This window comes from Paracoccus zhejiangensis, from assembly GCF_002847445.1.
Taxonomy (GTDB): Bacteria; Pseudomonadota; Alphaproteobacteria; order Rhodobacterales; family Rhodobacteraceae; genus Paracoccus; species Paracoccus zhejiangensis.
The window spans coordinates 1,848,534-1,870,269 of sequence record NZ_CP025430.1 but is presented as its reverse complement, the minus strand read 5'-3'; the positions used below and the strand labels follow the sequence as shown (position 1 = coordinate 1,870,269).

11 protein-coding genes and 1 tRNA gene are annotated in these 21,736 nt (G+C 64.9%); 11 read left to right on the top strand and 1 reads right to left on the bottom strand.

Annotated features, from left to right (window positions below; genetic code table 11):
- Window positions 1-7: 7 nt before the first annotated feature.
- On the bottom strand, window positions 8-10,774 hold the full coding sequence (locus CX676_RS09080; protein WP_101752331.1) for a DUF7507 domain-containing protein: 10,767 nt from the start codon (window positions 10,772-10,774) through the stop codon (window positions 8-10).
- A 520-nt stretch (window positions 10,775-11,294) separates the two neighbouring features.
- On the opposite strand from CX676_RS09080, the gene CX676_RS09075 reads away from it, so the two are divergent.
- The 11 genes from CX676_RS09075 (at window position 11,295) to rpoB (ending at window position 21,633) form a co-directional block, all read left to right on the top strand.
- Window positions 11,295-11,370 (top strand) — tRNA-Trp (locus CX676_RS09075).
- 75 nt (window positions 11,371-11,445) lie between these two features.
- A complete protein-coding gene (locus tag CX676_RS09070; protein ID WP_101752330.1) occupies window positions 11,446-11,871 on the top strand; it encodes an RrF2 family transcriptional regulator in 426 nt (141 codons plus the stop codon).
- A 115-nt stretch (window positions 11,872-11,986) separates the two neighbouring features.
- Window positions 11,987-12,760, top strand: coding sequence for a sulfite exporter TauE/SafE family protein (locus CX676_RS09065; RefSeq protein ID WP_101752329.1), 774 nt, complete (start codon window positions 11,987-11,989; stop codon window positions 12,758-12,760).
- A 93-nt stretch (window positions 12,761-12,853) separates the two neighbouring features.
- Window positions 12,854-13,048, top strand: coding sequence for a preprotein translocase subunit SecE (gene secE / locus CX676_RS09060; protein WP_101752328.1), 195 nt, complete (start codon window positions 12,854-12,856; stop codon window positions 13,046-13,048).
- A gap of 172 nt (window positions 13,049-13,220) precedes the next feature.
- A complete protein-coding gene (nusG, locus tag CX676_RS09055) occupies window positions 13,221-13,757 on the top strand; it encodes a transcription termination/antitermination protein NusG (RefSeq protein WP_101752327.1) in 537 nt (178 codons plus the stop codon).
- An 88-nt stretch (window positions 13,758-13,845) separates the two neighbouring features.
- Window positions 13,846-14,298 carry a 50S ribosomal protein L11 gene (gene rplK, locus CX676_RS09050; RefSeq protein WP_101752326.1) on the top strand — a complete coding sequence of 151 codons (453 nt, stop codon included), beginning with the start codon at window positions 13,846-13,848 and terminating at the stop codon, window positions 14,296-14,298.
- A 3-nt stretch (window positions 14,299-14,301) separates the two neighbouring features.
- Window positions 14,302-15,000 carry a 50S ribosomal protein L1 gene (gene rplA, locus CX676_RS09045; protein ID WP_101752325.1) on the top strand — a complete coding sequence of 233 codons (699 nt, stop codon included), beginning with the start codon at window positions 14,302-14,304 and terminating at the stop codon, window positions 14,998-15,000.
- Between the two features lie 237 nt (window positions 15,001-15,237).
- On the top strand, window positions 15,238-15,753 hold the full coding sequence (rplJ, locus tag CX676_RS09040) for a 50S ribosomal protein L10 (protein WP_101752324.1): 516 nt from the start codon (window positions 15,238-15,240) through the stop codon (window positions 15,751-15,753).
- A gap of 66 nt (window positions 15,754-15,819) precedes the next feature.
- Complete coding sequence (rplL, locus tag CX676_RS09035; RefSeq protein WP_101752323.1) at window positions 15,820-16,194, top strand: 50S ribosomal protein L7/L12; 375 nt, start codon at window positions 15,820-15,822, stop codon at window positions 16,192-16,194.
- A gap of 52 nt (window positions 16,195-16,246) precedes the next feature.
- Window positions 16,247-17,272, top strand: coding sequence for a glycosyltransferase family 4 protein (locus CX676_RS09030; protein WP_157935890.1), 1,026 nt, complete (start codon window positions 16,247-16,249; stop codon window positions 17,270-17,272).
- 209 nt (window positions 17,273-17,481) lie between these two features.
- A complete protein-coding gene (gene rpoB / locus CX676_RS09025) occupies window positions 17,482-21,633 on the top strand; it encodes a DNA-directed RNA polymerase subunit beta (RefSeq protein WP_101752321.1) in 4,152 nt (1,383 codons plus the stop codon).
- The last annotated feature ends 103 nt before the right edge of the window (window positions 21,634-21,736 follow it).

Below are 21,736 nucleotides of genomic sequence, written 5' to 3'. Positions count from 1 at the left end.
CCCCCCCTCAATTTCCTGCCCTCTGGCGGGTGATCTGCGTGTCGATCCGGGGCTGATAGCTCGCGGTGGCGGGCCAGATCGCCCGGATCGTCCGGGTCACGGCCTGCAAGCGCGCCAGAATCAACTCGCGGCTTTCCTGCGCCTCGGTATAGTTGAGGCGGATCAGCGAGGGCCGGGTGGCGATCTGTGCCACCATGCCTTGAAGCCCGTCGACCAGTGCCGGGATCGGGTCATTGCCCGCGAAGGCCATGGCCGCCAGATCGACCGCGACAACCTGCAGCCGCGCCACGCCGAAATTCGCCTCGGTCATCTTGCCGGCGGTCAGCCGGATCACCCGCGGGTTTTCCGAGGTGACGGCGGTGTCGGCCGGCAGGCTGCTTTCATCCAGCTTCAGCACGAAGTTGCTGCCGATGTCGCGGGGCAGGTCCGGGCAGGGCAGGTGGAAGCGGCCATGCTGGTCACTGGTCACGAACACACCGTTGACCGTGACCAGCCGCACGCCGCCGATGCCCAGTTCGCCCGGTTGCTGATAGCCGTCGCCGCTCTGGTCGTCGAAGACCCGGCCGATGACGGTGCCGCAGTCAAAGACCGGTTCGGCCTCGATCGTGACGGTCGCGGTCGCCTCGTTGCCCAGCTGGTTGCCGGTGTCGCTGTCCCGCGCGATGACGCGGTTGACGTATTCGCCCGGTGTCACGCTGCCCGGTACGAAGGCGGTCAGGCGGATCACCACAGTCTCGCCCGGCTCGATGGTGACCTCGTCAAAGGTCACCCGGTTGCCGGCCTCGCGGGTCTCGACCGCCTCGCCGTCAACGCGACCGCTACCCCGCCGGTAGAGGAAGCCCGGCGGCAGGGTGTCGATGACATCGACGACGGCCCGCTGTTCGGTCTCAAGGTTTTCCACCGTGATCTCGAAGGGCACGTCCTGGCCTGCCGTCACGCGCGTCAGCAGGGCGCGCTTGGTCAGTTCCAGCGTTGGTTCGACCGGTTGGGCGACGGGTTCGGCCGCCACGGCCTCGGCCGTCACCGCCGCGCCCCAGGGATCCTCGCCCGAGGCTTCGGCGGTCATGGTGATCTCGCCCGCCTGCATGTCGGCCTCGGTGACGGTATATTCCGCCCCGGTGCAGCGCAGCACCACGGTTTCGCCGGGCGCCAGATCGACGGGCACACAGACCAGCCCCGGCAGCGGCAGCGAGGTCGTCGCGACCGTCACCCCGGTCAGGGGGACATTGCCGGTATTGGTGACGGTGAACTCGAAAACCGCGATGTCGCCGGCATCGAAGATGCCATTGCCGTTCACATCGCGGTTGCCGACGATCTCGTTCTGCAGATCCAGCCCGGTGCGCGCGTAGGTCACCGTCACCGTCGCCGAGTTCGACACCACGCCAGCCATGGTCGAGACGAGATAGCGGATCGGATCGGGATCGCCGGTGAATCCGGTGGCGGGCGCAAAGGTCAGCACGCCCGTCGCCGGATCGACCGTCCAGATGCCCTGTCCCTCGACCACCAGCCTGCGGCCATCGCCCGGCGCACCGACGATCCGGACCGAGGCCGGGTCAAGTGCCGCACCTCCGGTCGTGCTGTCATTCGACAGGATCGTGATGGTGACCGGCTGGCCCGGCTGCTGCAGCAGCCGCTCGTCATTCTCGGCGGTGGGGGCGGCGACCAGCGAGGTGATCAACTGGTCCTGCCCGGTGACGGTTTCCCCGTCCGGGCGGGCGCCGCTGGCGGTGGCGGTGTTGGTCACGCTGCCCGCTGCCACGTCGGCCTCGGTGATGACATGGCTGCCGGTTTCGGGGATCGGCCGGGTTTCGCCCGGCGCAAGGATCGCCACCGTGCCGAAGGGGCTTCCAGCCAGCATCGGGTCCGAAACGGTGATCCCGCGCAGCACGACATTGCCCGCGTTCTGGACCGTGAAGCTGTAGACCAGTGTCTCGCCCAGGCTCATCGCGCCATCGCCATTGGCGTCGTCATGGCGGGCGGACTTGACCAGCACCAGTTCGGCGGCGGGATCCAGCGGCACGACAGTCGGTGCGTCGGTCGCGGGATCGGGACCCGACAGATCGCGTAGATCGGTGCGGTCAGGGCGGGTGCCCGAAACCAGCGCCTGGTTGCTGACCAGCCCGCGATCAAGATCGTCCTGGGTCAGCGCATAGGTGCCGGTCAGCTCGACCGTGGCGCCCGCCGCCAGTTGGGCGACCGTCGTGCGCGGCAGCTCCATCCCCTCTTTCGGGTCGGTCAGCGTGACATTGTCCAGCCGCTGCTGTCCGGTATTGGTGATGCGGAACGTATAGGTGACCACGTCACCCGGCTGAGCTGGATCGGACAGGGCGGCGCTGGCGGTCTTGACCAGATCAAGCCCGGTTTCGGCCTCGATCCGCGTCGGGGCCTCGGCGATCACGGCAAGCGATGTATTGGCCGCGGTGATGCGGATTCGGTTCACCAGATCGCTGCCATCGTCAATCTGCTCCTGCCCGACGGCATAGCTGGCCCGCCAGGTCCAGACCTCGCCCGGCGACAGCGTATCATTGCCGTCGCCGCGATCGACTGGGGTCGGCTGCAATGTGGCGACAGGCACGTCATCCTGCCGAACCTGGTCCTCCAGCGCGATGCCGCGCAGCGTGGTCGCGCCGGTATTCTCGAGCGTGATGGTATAGGCGATGACCCCCGCCTGGCCGATGACCTCCTGATCGGCAACCTTGGTCACGGTCATCGCCGGGGTCGTATCCAGCGGGGTGGTCGTCCCGGCCTCGCGGGTCAAAAGCTCGCCGTTCGGGGCATAGGCTTGCGCGGTCGCCTCGTTGGTGACCGAGCCCGCGTCGATATCGTCCTGGGTCAGCGGGTATTCGGCCAGCACGCTCTGTTCCTGATTGGGCTCAAGTGCGCCGGTCTGCGCCACCACCCCGCCCAGCAGCGGATCGCTGATCTCAATGCCGTTCAGCGTGACGGTGCCGGTGTTGCGTACCACCAGCCGATAGACGATCTCATCGCCGAACGAGATCCGGCCATCACCGTTGCTGTCCTGATAGGCGGCATCCTTGGTCAGAGTGAAATCGGCCTGCTGTTCCAGCGGCACTTCGGCAAAGGCCTGCTGCCCGGTCGCGCTGCCATTGGGGCGGGTGCCGGCGGCGTCGGCGAGGTTGTCGCGCGTGCCCTCGTCGATGTCGGACTGGCGCAGGACATAGCTGCGGGTCACCAGTTCGGTGGCGCCCGGCGCCATGCGGGCGATGGTCTGGCTCAACGACAGAAGCGGGTCGCTGACCACCACGGGTGCCAGCGTCTCGGTTCCGGTATTGGTCACCTCCAGCACGTAGTCGATCCGGTCGCCGACATTCATCGTGCCGCTGCTGTCGGCATCGACATAGGTGCCGGTCTTCACCAGGCGCAGCGCGCCGACCGAGTCGAGATTGGTGCTGTGGCTCGCCTGATCGGTGACCTCGCCGCTATTGGGGGTCTGTGCGGTGACGGTCGCGTCGTTCGCCAGCGTGCCGCGATCGATATCGTCCTGCGTCAGCTCGTAGCTGCCGGTGATGCTGCGATCTGTGTCGCCCGGCGCGATTCTGGCAAGGGGCGAGCCGGTCACGGTGACCCCGACCAGCGCATCTGTCAGCACCACATTGGTCAGCGTGACCGTGCCGGTGTTGGTGATCGCGAAGACATAGGCCATCTGGTCACCGGCATTGGCGCGGCCATCGCCATCCTGGTCGATGAAGGTGCCGGTCTTGACCAGATCGACCCCCTCGCGCCCGGCCAGCGGCAAGCTGGCGCTGGCGGGCGGGGCGGTGACCGTGGCGTCATCGGGATCGCGGCCCGAGGCGTTCGCGGTGTTGGTGATCTGGCCCGAGGGATCGTCCAGTTGGGCCTGGGTCAGGGTATGGCTGCGCACCAGGCTGCGGCTGTCGCCGGGCAGCAACTGGGCCAGCGTCAGCACCGGCGACGCGCCGAGCATGGGGTCGTTGATCTCGACCCCGCGCAGGGTCACGTTGCCCGTATTGCGGACCGTCAGCGTATATTCGACGGCGTCGCCCAGGCTGGCGACGCCGTCGCCATTCTGGTCGACCAGCGCCGCAACCTTGGCCAGATCAAGGGCCGGCGCGCCGGTCTGGGTCTGGTGAACCGCGGTGGCCGTGGCCGAGAGCTGCACGCCATTGCCACCCGACGCGGGCGGTGGGGCGAAGGCGGTCGCGGTCGCGGTATTCGAAACCTCTCCGGCGTCGATATCGGCCTGGGTGACCTGCCAGCTTCCGCTGCAGACCATGGTTTCACCCGGCGCAAGCACCGCCAGAGGCGAGGGGCAGGCGAAATCGGCCAGCATCGGGTCAAGGACGCGCAGGTCGCGCAGAGTCTGCGAGCCGTCATTGCGGGCGGTGACGGTAAAGGCGATCACGTCGCCCAGTGCCGCGCCGGCCGCAGGTTCGGCGGTCTTGGTCAGGCTCAGCGCCGGGGCCGCGTTGGATTGTGCCGTTGCGGTGGCGGGCGGCGAGGTGATCTCGGCCAGGCCGCCGATGCCGTCGGGGATATTGCCGGTGGCCGTCGCGGTGTTGACCAGCTGGCCGCGATCCAGATCGGCCTGCGTCACCACATGGTCCAGATCGCAGGTCACGGTCTCGCCGATGGTCAGGGCGATGCCGCTGCCGGCGCTGCAGGTGACCGTCTCGCCGAGGGTCGCGTCATCGACGCGCAGCGGGCCGAAGATGTCGGTCTGCCCGGTGTTCCGCACGGTGAAGCGATAGGTGATGGTGTCGCCCGCGCCATAGGTCAGGCTGTCGCTGACCGTTCCGCCCGTCACGAACTGCTTGGCCAGGGTCAGTGCCGGATCGGCATCCGCCGGCACCGTCACCGAGGCCGGGGGCGATTGCACCGGGCCATTCGGGCCCTGTCCGGTGGCAGTGGCGTTGTTGGTGACCGAGCCGGCCCGTGAGTCGATCTCGGTTACCGTATAGGACGCGGTGCAGATCCGGGAATTGCCCGGCAGCAGGACGGAACCCGAGGGCAGGCATTCGATGCCGCCCGGGATCCTGTTGTCGCTGACGGTGATCGGCCCGCTGATCGTCTGGTTGCCGCTGTTCGTCACCTCGTAGCTGTAGTTGACGACGATGCCCTCGCCGAATGCGCCGCTGTGATCCGAGCTTTTGACCAGCGTCAGGGCCGGGGACTGCACCGCCAGCATGATCAGTCTATCGGTCGCGCTTTGACCATCCGCATTCGCGGTCGCGGTGTTGTCGATCTCGCCGCGATCCAGATCGGCCTGTGTCACGCGCGAACTGGCGGTGCATATCATCGAGGCACCCGGCAGCAGGTTGCCCGCCGGGCAGACCGGTGTCGTGGTCAGGCTGTCGGTCACCGTCACCGGCCCGGCAAGGGTCACGTTGCCGGTATTCGTCACCTCGAATTCATAGTTGATGATGCGCCCGAGGCGGCTGTAGGTCGGGTCCTCGCCCGCAGCCAGGCGCTTGTCCAGCGACAGTCCGGGCTGGGCGGGCAAGGTCACGACCGTCGGCGTGTCGTTGCCGGTGCCGCTGCCCGAGGTGTCCTCGACCGGGGCTCCGTTCGCCGTCTGACCTCGGGCCAGGGCGGTGTTGGTCACGCGGCCGCGATCGATGTCTTCTTGTGTCAGCGCGTAGCTGGCGCGCAGGGTCGCCGTCGCGCCGGGCGCAAGCTGCGCGACCGTGCCGACCAGTTGGGGGCTCAGCGACGCATCGGTCACGTCGATCTGGCGCAGCGCCACATTGCCGGTATTGCTGACGGTGAAGACATAGTTGACCCGCTCGCCCGCATCCGCGCGGCTATTGCCGTTGGCATCTTCGTGGCTGCCGGTCTTGACCAGCGCCAGGCCCGGATCCTGCTGGATCGTCACCTGCGCCGCATCCGACTGCGGACTGGTTTCGGCGGTGTCGAAGCTGGCGGTATTGAGGATCGGGCTGCCCGCGTCGATCATCTCCTGCGTGATGTCATAGGGCAGGGTCCAGACCCAGATTTCGCCGATCTCCATCAGGCCGTTGCCATCGTCGCCGCTGGTCGGCGCGCCGGCAGGGATCAGCGGATCGCTGAGCACGGGGCTCGTCAGGGTGACATTACCGGTATTCTCGGCCCGGACGGTGAAGCTGACCGTCTCAGGGGCGGAAACCGTGGTCGGGCTGACGGTCTTGCTGATCGAAGCCAAGGGGCTGCGCGTGACCTGCGTCACCGCCTCGTCGGATTGCGGCTGGGTCTCGCTGCTGCTGAAGGTGGCGCTGTTGCTGATCGGCGTGCCTGCATCGATCATCGCCTGAGTGACCTGGCGCGTGCCGGTCCAGACCCAGGTTTCGCCCACGTCCAGCAACCCGTTGCCATTGCCGTCGCCCGCCGGAGCCGACAGACCGGGCAGGGCCGGATCGGAGAGGCTGGGATTGGTCAGGGTGACGTTGCCGGTATTCCTGACCGTGATCGTGTAGGTCAGCGAGCCGGGGGCGCTGATGGTCGCCGCGCTGACGGTCTTGTCGATGCTGAAGCCGGGATTGCGGCCTACCACGGTCACGGCCTGCGCCGAATCCGGGCTGACATTTTCGGCATCAAAGGTGGCGGTGTTGGTGATCGCCGTGCCGCGATCGATCATCGCCTGCGTCACGGTGAAGGGCATGGACCAGGTCCAGCTTTGCCCCGGCGCGAGGACCGTCTGGCTGGCCGAGCAGACCGGCGCGGTCGCCGGAAGCACGACCGTGCCGCCGCTCGTGCTGTCCTGCGTCACCCGGTCGGTCAGTTCGCAGCCATTGATGCTGACATTGCCGGTATTGGTGACGGTGATGGCATAGTTCAGCGTACCGGGCGCATCGATGGCGGTGCGGTCGACCTGCTTGCCGATGGCGAAACGCTGGCGCTGCTCGATCTGCGAGGTGGCACTGGCCTGCGCGGCATTCGCGGGCAACCCGTCGGCGCTGGCGGTCACGGTGTTCACGATGGCCCCGCCGGCATCCAGATCGGCCTGGGTCACGTTATAGACGGCGGTGAACAGCCGGGTCTGGCCGGGGGCCAGTGACAGGCCCATCGGATCGGGCGAGATGCTGGCGCTTGGCACCAGGCTGTCATTCAGCACCAGGTTCTGCAGCGTCACGTTGCCAGAGTTGCGAACCGAGATCGTGTAGTTCAACGGCCCGACCGCCGAGACCGTCGGCTGGTCGACGGTTTTGGTCACGCTCAGCGCTGGCAGCGACTGGATCGTGGTCGAGGCATTGGCGGTGGCGGCCGGCGTCTGGCTCGAGGTGACGGTGACGCTGTTGCGGATCGTGCCGCCGGCATCGATCGCCGCCTGGTTGACCGCGTAGGTCGCTACATAGGTCCAGCGCTCGCCGACGTTCAGGACGCCGTCGCCATTGCTGTCACCCGCGCTCAGCGTCGGCCCGCTGGTGGGGCGCGTCTCGGTGCCCCCTTGGGTGATCCGGTCGTCCAGCGCGATGCCGGTAAGGGCCACGTTTCCGGTATTCTCGACGGTGATCGTGTAGGCCAGCGAACCGGGCGCGGCGATGCTGGTGCGGTCGACAGATTTCAGCACCGACATGGCCGGGCCGCGAGTGACCGTCGTGGTCGCGATATCGGTGCGGATCAGCGCATTGCCCCCGAAGCTCGCGGCGGCGCGGACGGTGTTCACGATGTCAAAGCCCGTCGCCCCGGGGTTCGAGGGATCGCCCGCATCGATGGCGGCCTGCGTCAGGGCATAGCTGGTGCTGAGCAGCCAGACCTCGCCCACATCGAGCATCTGGTCGGCGTCGGTATCGCCCTCGTCCAGCGCGACCTGCGGCGTGGCCGTACCACCCGGCGCATTGACGCGATCGGTGATCTCGGCCAGCGGCAGGCTCAGCGAGACATTGCCGTCGTTTTGAATGCGGATCTGGTAGGTCAGCGTGCCGGGCGATGCCGTGGTGACCGGATCGACGGTCTTCTCGACCGAGAAGGCCGGGCTTTGGGTGATCTGCGTCCGCACCGAGCCCGAGACCGGGCTGGGCGTCTGGGTCGAGGTCATCGCAAAGGTGTTTTCCAGCCGCGCGCCATTGTCGATCTGGGCCTGGGTCACGGTAAACACCGCCCGATATTGCCAGAACTCGCCGACATCGAGGATCTCGTCGCCGTTGCCATTGGCGGTCCGGGTCGGAACAGGGGCAGGGGTCAGCACCGTGCCACCCTGGTTTATGGTATCGGTGAAGGCCAATCCGGTCAGATCGGTATTCCCGACGTTCCGGACGACGATGGTATAGGTCAGCGGTCCGGGCGTGGTGATCGAGCCGAGATCGACCGTCTTGGTGACCGACATCGCCGCAGCCTGGTTGACCAACGTGGTCGCGGTGGCAAAGCGCCGCTCGGGGATCTGGTCAAAGCCGGTCTCGACGCGGTTGGTGATCGGCTGGCCAGCGTTGATCATCGCCTGCGTGACCGCGTAGGTTGCGGCATAGGTCCATGTCTCGCCGACATCCAGCACCCCGTTGCCGTTGGTGTCGCCGCCGCTGCGGGTCGGGCCTGTCGTCGGCGGGACCGGGGCGGTCGAGCCGCGCTGGATCTGGTCGCTGATCGCGGGATTAGTCAGCGCGATATTGCCGGTATTGGCGATGGTGATGGTATAGGTCAGCGTGCCGGGCGCGGTGATATTGGCCTGGTTGACGGCCTTCGACAGGGTATAGGCCGGCTGGCGGACCATGTTGACGACGGCGGTATCAACCCGTGGCGTCGGGCTTTGCACCGTGGTCACCGAGACCGAGTTGCTGAGCCTCCGCCCGTCATCCAGATCGGCCTGCGTGACGGGATAGCTGGCGGTGTAGGTCCAGGTTTCGCCCACATCCAGCTGGGTGTTGGTGTTCGTGTCGCCGCTGCTCAGCGTGGGGGTCAGGGTGACGGTCGTGCCGTTGCCGCGCGTCAGCGTGTCGGCAAGGCTGACGCCGGTCAGGGTGACGTTGCCCTCGTTCCGGACGGTGATGGTGAAACTGACCGGACCGGGCGCGCTGACGCTGGTCGCCCCGGCGGTCTTGGTGACCGAGAAGGCGGGCGAGGCGGCAAGCGTCGTCGTGGCTGTGGCACTTTGTCCGCTGGCGCCCGGCGTGGTGCTGGCTACAGTGGCGGTGTTCAGCAGGTTGGCGCCATTGTTGATATCGGCCTGGGTGACGGTGTAGCTGGCCGAATAGATCCAGGTTTCGCCGACATCGAGGCGGCTGTTCGAATTGGTGTCGCCCGAGACGCGCGTGGTGGCGGGCGTGGCGCGGCTGGTGCCGCCCTGGGTGACGGTATCGGTGAGGGCGATGCCGTTCAGTGTGACATTGCCGCGGTTGGCGACGCGGATGTCATAGGTGATGACCTGACCGGCGGCGGTGGCGGTGGTCTGCGCCGTGGTCTTGGTGATGGACATGGCCGGGCTGGCGCTGATCGCGGTGGTGGCGGTCGCGACCTGCGGCGTGGTGATCTGGGTCGTGCGCGCAGACACGCTGTTCAGGATGCTGTTGCCATTGTCGATATTGGCCTGCGTCGCCGCATAGCTGGCGCGGTAGACCCAGCTTTCGCCGACATCGAGGCTGTTGTTGCTGTTCGTATCGCCCGAAACAAAGGTCGGCGCCGGCGTGGCCAGCGTCGTGCCCTGCTGGGTCACGGTGTCGGTCAACGCCAAGCCGGTCAGCGGAATGTTCCCGGTATTGCGCACGGTAATGTTGTAGGTCAGCGTGCCCGGCGCCGTGATCGAGGTCGGCGAGACGGTCTTCTCGACCGTCATCTGCGGGTTGTCGAGCGTGTTGGTGAAGGTGCAGGTGATCAGCCGGTTGGTCGATCCGGTCGGCAGGTTGGTCAGCGTGACACCGGTGCTGAGGCTCGAGCTGACGCCGCTCAGGTTGCCGTCGCTGGCGACGCAGGCAAGGTTGGTCAGCTGCCAGCCGGCCAGCGCGCTTTCGCGGATGTTGATCGTGCCGCCGGCATAGGTGCGAATGATCTCGCTGGTGCTGGTGCTGTTGGCGCCGGTCAGGGTGAAGCTCGCCGGGAAGGCGGTGGCGGTGCCGCCGCTTTGGGTCGAGGTGAAGGCGAAATTGGTCGTGGCAGCCGCAGGGTTGGCGGATTTGACGATGCGGATGGCGTTGACCGGCGAGATCCTTGCATAGACACAGAACACGGTCGTCGCCCGTTCCGGCACGTCGTAATAGACAGCGCCCTGACGGGTCGGAGCGGCGGGGCAGACTCCGTCCGTGGCCGGCGCGACACCGCCGACATTCAGCGTATAGGCATTCCCGTCCGAGGCGATGAACGCGGCGGTTCCGGTCTCGCTCGCTGCGGCGAGGGTGATCCGGTCATAGCAATCGGTGATCTGCGGGCCATAGACGCAGTTGCCGTTGTTCGGGGTCTCGTGCTTGCTGATCGTATAGGGCAGGGCGGGGCTGCCCATGACCGACAGGAGGAGGTTCGAGGTGATGGTCGGACCTGCCGCAGGGCCGCCCAAGCCGGCAAAGACCGGGTTGTTGAAATCGGTGATGGTGGCGACCGGCACGAATTGTCCGGGCGTGAAGGCTCCCGGTTGTGTCGGCGCGATCTGGACCCCGCTGCTCGCCGTCGGTTGGCCGCAATTCGTTCCGGAGTTCGCGTTAGGGTTGCCATACCGGAACCCGACGGCCGAGGTCGCATAGCCCTGCTGGGGATAGAAGACGCTGCAATACAGCGTGGTGAGGTTCGAGGTGACATTCTCGACGCGCCCGCGGATGTCGCTGATCGATTGCGCGCCTGCTGTTCCGGCAAGGGAAATCAGTAGAAGAGTAATGCAGAGCCTGATGAATCCCGACATTTTTCCGTGGCCTCGGTCGCGGGGACCTGAACGCGCGGAAAGTCAGGCCCGGTAGAAATTCACGCGGCTCGACCAGATCCCCGGTCGCTCCTCGCGCAGTCGAAAATTTGCCAGAAGCGCAATGCCTGCCCCTGCCACCCATCCGGCGATGAAGCCGTCGGTCCCTCGGGCGGTGCCCTCGGAGTCGTGGTTAACCATAAGTTGTGCTGACGGGGGGAGATAGTGAGGCTGCATGATCTGCAGAATTAACTCTCTGGTTGTGGCAAATCGGACAAAAGGTCGGTCGCGAATCGATCTAATGGGCAATCTGTCAGGGGCTGTGTGACCGCCCGCCCATTGCTGGGGACGATAATGGAAGTGGCGGTTGTGGTTATGCTGTTCACGCGCAGGGTGACGCAGACGCAGCAGCAGTTTCCTAGCTGATGATTGCGGTCGGTACGGGCCCCCGCGACGAGTGCCTCTGGCCCGGCCTTTCCCCGCTTGACGTCCCCCGCGCCAAACCCTATCAGGGCCGAACCGCAGGGGTATAGCTCAGTTGGTAGAGCATCGGTCTCCAAAACCGAGGGTCGTGGGTTCGAGTCCCCCTGCCCCTGCCAGGTCTCTTTCCGCATCACATCGGACCGCCTGTCCGGCCACGTTGACCTGATCCGCCGCCGGGCGTATCGGGGCTGATGCTGTCCCAGAAAGCCCGCTACGCCTTCCACGCCATGACCTATCTTGCCCGCAAGGGCGAGCCGGCATCGGTTGCCGAGATTGCCGCCTCTGAAGGGATGCCGGCGAAGTTTCTGGAACAGGTGATGGCCGCGCTGAAGGCTGGCGGGCTGGTGGCATCCCGTCGCGGGGCAGGGGGCGGCTATCGGCTGGCCCGGCCTGCCGTCGAGATCAGTTTTGCCGCCATCATGCGCTGCATCGACGGACCCTTGGCTCTGGCCCCCTGTGCCAGCCAACACGCCTATGGCCCCTGCGCCGATTGCAAGACCCCCGAGGCCTGCGAGATCCGGCAGGTGCTGATCTCCGTGCGCGATACAACCGCGCTGTTGTTGGAAGGCACATCGCTGGCCGAGATGATCGGCGGACGGAAGATCTCGTTCATCTGAGCCAGACTGCCTGTTTTTCAGGCAGGGACAGCAATTCAGTGCCTGCGAGAGAACATTATCCTACCATGCCGATGGGAATTGTGGATTTATCTGCCAAATCTCACGGGAGAGAGAGATGGAAGATTCGTTTCTGCTGTTCGCGCTGGTGGGCTTTCTGGCCCAGATCGTCGATGGCGCATTGGGCATGGCTTATGGGGTGGTGTCCTCCTCGGTGCTGCTCAGCTTTGGCGTGACGCCCGCGGCGGCCTCGGCGGCGGTCCATGCGGCAGAGTGCTTTACCACCGGGGCCAGCGCCGCCAGCCATGTCTGGCATCGCAACGTCAACTGGCGGCTGTTCTGGGCGCTGATGCCCGCAGGCGTGCTGGGCGGGGTGCTGGGCGCCTATCTGCTGACCAGCTTCGATGCCGGCTTCATGCGTCCGATCGTCGCGGGCTATCTGGGGATCATGGGCCTCTATATCCTCTGGCGCGCCTATCACTATCCCGACCAGTATCGCGAGCATTCGCGCGGCTTTGCCGGTGGGCTTGGCGTGGTCGGCGGGTTCATGGACGCGGCGGGTGGTGGCGGCTGGGGGCCGGTGGTCTCGACCGGTCTGCTGGGCACCGGCGGCGCGCCGCGCCCGGTGATCGGCACCGTCAACACCGCCGAGTTCTTCCTGACGCTCGCGGTCTCGGTGGCCTTCCTTGGCGCGCTTCTGACCGGGCATTGGCAAAGCGAGGATGGGCTGGCCGGGCATGGCAGCGCCATTCTGGGCCTGATCGTCGGTGGGCTGATCGCCGCACCGCTGGCCGGCTATGTCATCCGCGTCATTCCGCACCGGGTGTTGCTGGTCATCGTCGGGCTGCTGATCTGCGCCCTGTCGATCTACCAGACCTCGCGTCTGCTGTGACGCCCATGATCCTGCAATGCGGGTCAGGGGCAGGGTTGAAAGCCGCGCGCGAAGGCGCTATCTGACCGCCTGCACGTCCAAAGGAGCCGCTCAGTGGCCAACCCAGTCCAGTTCATCGCGCAGGTGCGCGCCGAGGCCGCCAAGATCACCTGGCCCACGCGCCGCGAGGTCGTCACCACCACCATCATGGTGCTGATCATGGCCGCGCTGACCAGCGTGTTCTTCTTTCTGGTCGACCTGATCATCCGGTTCGGTCTGACCGAGGGCCTCAAGGCGATCAGCGGCTAACAGGGGCTTGCATTCGCGCGCTGCCGGGTCTATGCCCTTGCGACCTGCCCGGAACGCGGCGTGCATCGATTCGGTATGCGCGCCGATTTCAATTTTGCCGGGCAAAAAGAATTCAACGGGTTAGCTTGGTGTGTGTGCGCCGCGCCCTTCAAGATCGGGGACCGATACAGACATGGCAAAGCGTTGGTACTCCGTCAGCGTCCTGTCGAACTTCGAGAAAAAGGTCGCCGAGGCGATCCGTCAGGCCGTGGCCGAAAAGGGTCTGGAAGAACTGATCGACGAAGTTCTGGTGCCGACCGAGGAAGTGATCGAGATCCGCCGCGGCAAAAAGGTGACCTCCGAGCGTCGCTTCATGCCGGGTTACGTGCTGGTTCACATGGACATGTCGGACCGCACCTATCACCTGGTGAACTCGATCAACCGCGTGACCGGGTTCCTCGGTGCGCAGGGCAAGCCGATGCCGATGCGGGATGACGAGGTGAACACCATCCTCCACCGCACGAGCGATGGCGAGAAGGCCGCGCCGCGCAACCTGATCCGCTTCGACGTGGGCGAGACGGTGAACGTGACCGACGGTCCGTTCGAGGGTTTTTCGGGCATGGTGGAAGAAGTCGACGAGATCTCGTCGCGCATCAAGGTCACCGTGTCGATCTTTGGCCGGCCGACGCCGGTCGAACTGGAATTCACGCAGGTCTCCAAGACCGCGTGATGTCGCTGCGGGAGGTTCCGGTCCTTCGGGATACGGGCCGCACCGCTAAATCGGCCCCTCGGGGTCTGATGAAGAAGGAGAGGGCCAGATGGCCAAGAAAATCGTCGGCAGCCTGAAGCTGCAAATCAAGGCGCAGGAAGCGACCCCTTCGCCCCCGGTCGGCCCGGCTCTGGGTCAGCGCGGGATCAACATCATGGAATTCTGCAAGGCGTTCAACGCCCGCACGCAGGAAATGACCAAGGGTTCGCCCGTCCCGGTGGTGATCACCTATTACCAGGACAAGTCGTTCACCTTCGAGACCAAGACCTCGCCGGCCTCCTATCTGCTGAAGCAGGCCGCTGGCCTGAAGCCGGTCGGCAAGCGCAACCGCGCCAAGGGTTCGGACAAGCCGGGCCGCACGGTCGCTGGCACCGTCACCGTCAAGCAGGTGCGCGAGATCGCCGAAGCCAAGATGAAAGACCTGTCGGCCAATGACGTCGATCAGGCGATGAAGATCATCCTGGGCTCGGCCCGCTCGATCGGTATCGAGGTGAAAGGCTAAGCCATGGCAAAGATCGCAAAGAAAAAAGCCGCCGCCCGCGCCGCTTTCGACGGCAAGTCGAACCTGTCGGTCGCCGATGCGGTGAAACTGGTCAAGGACAATGCCACCGCGAAATTCGACGAAACCGTCGAGATCGCGATGAACCTGGGCGTTGACCCGCGCCACGCCGACCAGATGGTCCGCGGCGTCGTCACGCTGCCCGCCGGCACCGGCAAGGACGTTCGCGTCGCCGTTTTCGCCCGTGGCCCCAAGGCTGACGAAGCCAAGGCCGCCGGTGCGGATATCGTTGGCGCCGAAGACCTGATGGAAAGCATTCAGGGCGGCAAGATCGACTTCGATCGCTGCATCGCCACGCCGGACATGATGGCGCTGGTTGGCCGCCTGGGCAAGATCCTGGGCCCGCGCAACCTGATGCCGAACCCGCGCGTCGGTACTGTGACGATGGACGTGAAAGCGGCCGTCGAAGCTGCCAAGGGCGGTGAAGTCCAGTTCAAGGCCGAGAAGGCTGGCGTCGTCCATGCCGGCATCGGCAAGGTGTCGTTCAGCGCCGACAAGCTGGCCGAGAACCTGCGCGCCTTTGTCGAGGCTGTCGGCCGTGCCAAGCCCACGGGCGCGAAAGGGACCTATATGAAAAAGGTCTCGATCAGCTCGACCATGGGCCCGGGCGTGTCGGTCGATATCGCCGACGCCACCGGCAACTGAGGAATTTCGCCGGCGCCCGCGTGAACGGGGGCCGGCGGATGACGGGGCCAGACCATCGGCCTCGTCCTGTCCGAGACGGAGGGTGCGGGGAAACCTGCTTAATGTCCTTCCTGAGATGGGGAAAAGCATTTTTCCGAGGTTCGCCTCGGGCGATCTTGACCCTACGGACCCGAACCTGCCCGCTTGCGGGTGGGAAAAGTGAGAGCTGGGGGGGAACCCCCAAATTGGAGTGAAACCGTGGATAGAGCACAGAAAGAACAGCTGGTCGAAGAACTCGGCCAGATCTTTGAAAGCTCTGGCGTCGTGGTGGTTGCCCACTACGAGGGGATGACGGTTGCGCAGATGCAAGACCTTCGCACGCGCATGCGTGAAGAAGGTGGCGCGGTGCGCGTTGCCAAGAACAAGCTCGCCAAGATCGCCCTGGAAGGTAAGCCTTGCGCCAGCATCGCCGACTACCTGACGGGCATGACCGTGCTCACCTATTCGGAAGACCCCGTGGCTGCTGCCAAGGTCGCCGACAAATACGCCAAGGATAACGATAAATTCGTCATCCTCGGCGGTGCAATGGGTGACACGGCGCTTGATCCGGCCGGTGTGAAAGCCGTGGCCGCCATGCCGTCGCGCGAGGAGCTTATTGCTTCGATCGTGGCCAGCATTGGCGCCCCCGCCTCGAACATCGCCGGTGCGATTGGCGCGCCTGCTTCGAACATCGCAGGCATCCTCACGACTCTGGAAGAGCGCGAAGCTGCCTGAGGCAAACCTTATCCCGTCGTGGGGTTGAAACCCGACGTTGGAACACCTTTATGAGAGAACGGAAAAATGGCTGATCTGAAAAAACTCGCCGAAGAAATCGTGGGCCTGACCCTGCTGCAAGCCCAGGAACTGAAAACCATCCTGAAAGACGAATACGGCATCGAGCCCGCCGCTGGTGGCGCCGTCATGATGGCCGGCCCGGCTGCTGGTGCTGCCGAAGCCGCTGAAGAGAAAACCGAATTCGACGTCGTTCTGACCGATGCCGGCGCCAACAAGATCAACGTGATCAAAGAAGTGCGCGCCATCACCGGTCTTGGCCTGAAAGAAGCCAAGGACCTGGTCGAAGCCGGTGGCAAAGTCAAAGAAGCTGCTGCCAAGGACGAAGCCGAAGAGCTGAAGAAGAAGCTCGAAGCGGCTGGCGCCAAGGTCGAGCTGAAGTAATCCGGTCTGCCGCCGGCATTCTGCCGGCGGCAACCCTTAGCCGGGGCGGTTGGTGTCGCGCATTCTGTTTTACATTCCAGCGATCAATGCGCCGGTCGGCGGCGCGGGCGTTCTGCTCGAATGGGCGGCATGGCTCGGCCAAGAAGGCTATGCGGTGGGGTTGTTCAGCGACGAGCCTGGACAGACATACCCCTATATCGCGCATGACCTGACCGTCGGCTACGAGCCGGTGGTGAAGCACAGAAAGATGGCCTGGCTGCCCTTGCGACAGCGTTTGCGAACACCCGGGTACTGGACACCGACCCCGTCCGCGCGCAACGTTCGTCCCGACGATCTGATCGTGGTTCCCGAGTTCGCCGCCGAGTTGATAATCCGGTCTTTCCCGGAAAATCGCCGCGTTCTGGTGGTGCAGGCACAGGATTGGCTCGTCAACGGGAGCCTGACCCGCGACTATATCGCCAGCAACTTCGAGGCGGTCATCGCGACCTCGCAGATCTGCAGTGACGCGATCGAGCTGTTGGGACTGCCGCCAGCCTTGCGGGTTCCGCTGGCCATCGACCGCAGCCTGTTTGCGTTCGGTGAGGCGAAGAAACAGGTCATTGCCTATATGCCGCGCCGCCGTGGCGCAGAAGTCAGACTGATCGTGGATGCCCTGAAGATGCGCGGCAAGCTGCAGGACTTCGAGTTCCGTCCGCTGGACGGGATGACCCGCGCCGAAGTCGCGGCCAATCTGCGCGACGCGCTGGTCTTTCTGGCCTTCTCGCAGTCCGAGGGTTTCGGCCTGCCGCCGGCCGAGGCCATGGCCAGCGGTTGCCTGGTGATCGGCTATACCGGCGCGGGCGGCGATGAGTATTTCGACGGTGATGTGGGATTTCCGATCTCGGACGGCAATGTCGGCGCCTATGTGCGCAAGGTCGAAGAGGTCGTTCAGCGCCATCGCGCCGATCCCGCGGCACTGGACGCGATGCGGCGCCGGGCCTCGGCGAGAATCCTCGAAGTCTATGATCCGGCGGGGTCACGGGCGGCGCTTCTCGCGGCGTTCGCGGGGATCGCAGGGGAGGTCCGGGCGGCCATGTAGAAAAAAGTTGACTTTCCGCCGGAATATGTCTTGAAGGTCGCTCTTCCGTATTTAAATGGCAAGAGCTCCCTTCAGGGTGTATTCGCGATTCGGGAGCCGCACGGTGGGACGCGCGGCGGGCATGGAATCGCAACTCCTGAGATTCGCAGGTCGAATCTGGTCGTGCCCCGACGATCAGTGCCGACCAAGACGAAAGGTGACACGACCCCATGGCGCAAGCTTATGTCGGCCAGAAGCGCATCCGGCGCTACTATGGCAATATCCGTGAAGTTCTCGAAATGCCGAACCTCATCGAGGTTCAGAAGTCCAGCTACGACCTGTTCCTGAATTCGGGCGACGGTGCCCAGCACCAGGACGGCGACGGCATCCAGGGCGTTTTCCAATCGGTCTTTCCGATCAAGGACTTCAACGAGACCGCCACGCTGGAATTCGTGAAGTACGAGCTGGAAAAGCCGAAATACGATGTCGAGGAATGCCAGGCCCGCGACATGACCTATGCCGCGCCGCTGAAAGTGACGCTGCGTCTCATCGTGTTCGATGTCGATGAAAACACCGGCGCAAAGTCGGTCAAGGACATCAAGGAACAGGATGTCTACATGGGCGACATGCCCCTGATGACCCAGAACGGGACGTTCATCGTGAACGGCACCGAGCGCGTCGTCGTGTCGCAGATGCACCGCAGCCCCGGCGTGTTCTTCGACCATGACCGCGGCAAGACCCATTCCTCGGGCAAGCTGCTGTTCGCCTGCCGCATCATTCCCTATCGCGGCTCGTGGCTGGACTTCGAGTTCGACGCCAAGGATCTGGTCTTTGCGCGCATCGACCGCCGCCGCAAACTGCCGGTGACGACGCTGCTCTATGCGCTTGGCATGGATCAGGAAGGCATCATGGATGCCTTCTACGACACCGTCGACTACAACCTGCAGCGTGCCGGCAAGGGCAAGGAGGGCGGCTGGGTCACCCGCTTCTTCCCCGAGCGCGTGCGCGGCACCCGTCCGTCCTATGATCTGGTCAATGCCGATACCGGCGAGGTGATCACCAAAGCCGGCGAGAAGGTCACCCCGCGCCTGGTCAAGAAGCTGCTGGAATCGGGCGAACGGGTGAACCTGCTGGTCCCGTTCGAGCGCATCGTCGGCCGTTTCGTCGCCAAGGACATCATCAACGAGGCGAACGGCCTGATCTATGCCGAAGCCGGCGACGAGATCACTGCGGAATACAACAAGGACGGCGAACTGTCGGGCGGCCTTCTGAAGGTGCTGCTGGACAATGATGTCGACTCGATCCCGGTCCTCGACATCGACCACGTCAACGTTGGTCCCTATATCCGCAACACCATGGCGGCCGACAAGAACATGGGCCGCGATGGCGCGCTGATGGATATCTATCGCGTCATGCGCCCGGGCGAACCGCCCACCGTGGAAGCCGCGAGCGCGCTGTTCAACAGCCTGTTCTTCGACAGCGAGCGTTATGACCTCTCGGCCGTTGGCCGGGTGAAGATGAACATGCGCCTCGATCTGGACGCGCCGGACACGCAGCGCACCCTGCGCCACGAGGATATCGTGGCCTGTGTGCGCGGCCTGGTGGAACTGCGCGACGGCAAGGGCGAGATCGACGATATCGACCATCTGGGTAACCGCCGGGTCCGCTCGGTCGGCGAACTGATGGAGAACCAGTATCGCGTCGGCCTGCTGCGCATGGAGCGTGCCATCCGCGAGCGCATGTCGGGCGTCGAGATCGACACCGTCATGCCGCAGGACCTGATCAACGCCAAGCCGGCGGCGGCTGCCGTCCGCGAATTCTTCGGCAGCTCGCAGCTGTCGCAGTTCATGGACCAGACCAACCCACTGTCCGAAGTGACGCACAAGCGTCGTCTCTCGGCCCTCGGGCCGGGCGGCCTGACGCGCGAGCGTGCGGGCTTCGAGGTTCGCGACGTTCACCCGACCCATTACGGCCGGATGTGCCCGATCGAAACGCCGGAAGGCCAGAACATCGGTCTGATCAACTCGCTGGCCACCTTTGCCCGCGTGAACAAGTATGGCTTCATCGAAACCCCGTACCGCAAGGTGATCGAGGGCAAGGTGACCGACGACGTGGTCTACATGTCCGCGACCGAGGAAATGCGTCATACCGTGGCGCAGGCCAACGCGCAGCTGGATGCCGACGGCAAGTTCGTGAACGAGCTGGTCAGCACCCGTCAGGCGGGCGACTTCATGCTGAACCCGGTGGATGCGGTCGATCTGATCGACGTGTCGCCGAAACAGCTGGTCTCGGTCGCCGCCGCGCTGATCCCGTTCCTTGAAAACGACGACGCCAACCGCGCTCTGATGGGCTCGAACATGCAGCGTCAGGCCGTGCCGCTTCTGCGGGCCGAGGCGCCGTTCGTCGGCACCGGCATGGAAGCCATCGTGGCCCGCGATTCGGGTGCTGCCATCATGGCGCGCCGGGGCGGGGTGATCGACCAGGTCGACGCGCAGCGTATCGTTGTGCGCGCGACCGAGGATCTGGGCGCGGGTGATGCCGGCGTGGACATCTATCGTCTGCGCAAGTTCAAGCGTTCGAACCAGTCCTCGACCATCAACCAGCGTCCGCTGATCAAGGTCGGCGAGCGGGTGCAGAAAGGTCAGGTCATCGCTGACGGTCCGTCGACCGATCAGGGCGAACTGGCCATCGGCCGCAACGTGGTCGTCGCCTTCATGCCCTGGAACGGCTACAACTACGAGGACTCGATCCTGATCTCGGAACGGATCCACCGCGACGACGTGTTCACCTCGATCCATATCGACGAATACGAAGTGGCGGCCCGTGACACCAAGCTCGGGCCCGAGGAGATCACCCGCGACATCCCGAACGTCGGTGAAGAGGCGCTGCGCAACCTCGACGAGGCTGGCATCGTCTATATCGGCGCCGAGGTCGGACCGGGCGACATCCTGGTCGGCAAGATCACTCCGAAGGGTGAAAGCCCGATGACGCCGGAAGAAAAGCTTCTGCGCGCCATCTTCGGCGAAAAGGCGTCCGACGTGCGCGACACCTCGCTGCGTCTGCCGCCGGGTGCTTACGGCACCATCGTCGAGGTGCGGGTGTTCAACCGCCACGGCATCGACAAGGACGAGCGCGCGCTGCAGATCGAGCGCGAGGAAGTCGAGCGTCTGGCGCGTGACCGTGACGACGAACAGGCGATCCTGGACCGCAACATCTATGCGCGTCTGAAATCGCTGATCCTCGGCAAGGTCGCGGTGAAGGGCCCGAAAGGCGTGAAGGCCAATTCGGACATCACCGAGGAACTGCTGGACACGCTGAGCCGTGGCCAGTGGTGGCAGCTTGCCGTGAGCGAGGAAGACATCGCCAAGGAAGTCGAGGCGCTGAACCAGCAATACGACAACCAGAAGAAGGCGCTGGAAGCCCGGTTCGAGGACAAGGTCGAAAAGGTCCGTCAGGGCGACGACCTGCCGCCGGGCGTGATGAAGATGGTCAAGGTGTTCGTGGCGGTGAAGCGCAAGCTTCAGGCCGGGGACAAGATGGCCGGTCGTCACGGCAACAAGGGCGTGGTCTCGAAGGTTGTGCCGATGGAAGACATGCCGTTCCTTGCGGACGGCACCCCGGTCGACCTGGTGCTGAACCCTCTGGGCGTGCCCTCGCGGATGAACGTCGGGCAGATCCTCGAAACCCACATGGGTTGGGCCAGCCGCGGTCTTGGCATCAAGATCGACGAGGCGCTGGAAGATTATCGCCGCAATGGCGACATGAACCCGGTTCGCGAGGCGATGAAGATCGGCTATGGCGATCAGCTTTATGCCGAGACCTTCGAAGGCATGGATGACGACACCCTGGTCGAGCACGCCAATACCGTGCGCGCCGGTGTGCCGATCGCCACGCCCGTCTTCGACGGCGCCAAGGAGGCTGACGTGAACGACGCGCTCAAGCGCGCCGGTTTCGACACCTCGGGCCAGTCCATCGTCTTCGACGGCCGCACCGGCGAGCAGTTCGCCCGCCCGGTCACCGTCGGGATGAAGTATGTCCTGAAGCTGCATCACCTTGTCGATGACAAGATGCACGCCCGCTCGACCGGTCCGTACTCGCTTGTGACCCAGCAGCCGCTGGGTGGTAAGGCGCAGTTCGGTGGTCAGCGTCTGGGTGAGATGGAGGTCTGGGCGCTCGAAGCCTATGGCGCCGCCTATACCCTGCAGGAAATGCTGACGGTCAAGTCGGACGACGTTGCCGGCCGGACGAAGGTTTATGAATCCATCGTCAAGGGCGAAGACAACTTCGAGGCCGGCGTGCCCGAAAGCTTCAACGTGCTGGTCAAGGAGGTCCGGGGTCTGGGCCTCAACATGGAACTCCTGGATGCGGAGGAGGAGGAATAGCCGGCTCTGGTTCCGTGGTGGGGTGAAACCCCACCCTACGCCACCCGGTAGGGTGGGGTTCTACCCCACCTTTCCCTCTCTCCTTCCGCGCCGATTCATAGGA

Excerpts from the sequence above, each read along its gene's own strand:
- CX676_RS09080 (WP_101752331.1), bottom strand. The coding sequence starts at position 10,774 with ATGTCGGGATTCATCAGGCTCTGCATTACTCTTCTACTGATTTCCCTT.
- CX676_RS09070 (WP_101752330.1), top strand. The coding sequence starts at position 11,446 with ATGCTGTCCCAGAAAGCCCGCTACGCCTTCCACGCCATGACCTATCTT.
- CX676_RS09065 (WP_101752329.1), top strand. The coding sequence starts at position 11,987 with ATGGAAGATTCGTTTCTGCTGTTCGCGCTGGTGGGCTTTCTGGCCCAG.
- nusG (WP_101752327.1), top strand. The coding sequence starts at position 13,221 with ATGGCAAAGCGTTGGTACTCCGTCAGCGTCCTGTCGAACTTCGAGAAA.
- rplK (WP_101752326.1), top strand. The coding sequence starts at position 13,846 with ATGGCCAAGAAAATCGTCGGCAGCCTGAAGCTGCAAATCAAGGCGCAG.
- rplA (WP_101752325.1), top strand. The coding sequence starts at position 14,302 with ATGGCAAAGATCGCAAAGAAAAAAGCCGCCGCCCGCGCCGCTTTCGAC.
- rplL (WP_101752323.1), top strand. The coding sequence starts at position 15,820 with ATGGCTGATCTGAAAAAACTCGCCGAAGAAATCGTGGGCCTGACCCTG.
- rpoB (WP_101752321.1), top strand. The coding sequence starts at position 17,482 with ATGGCGCAAGCTTATGTCGGCCAGAAGCGCATCCGGCGCTACTATGGC.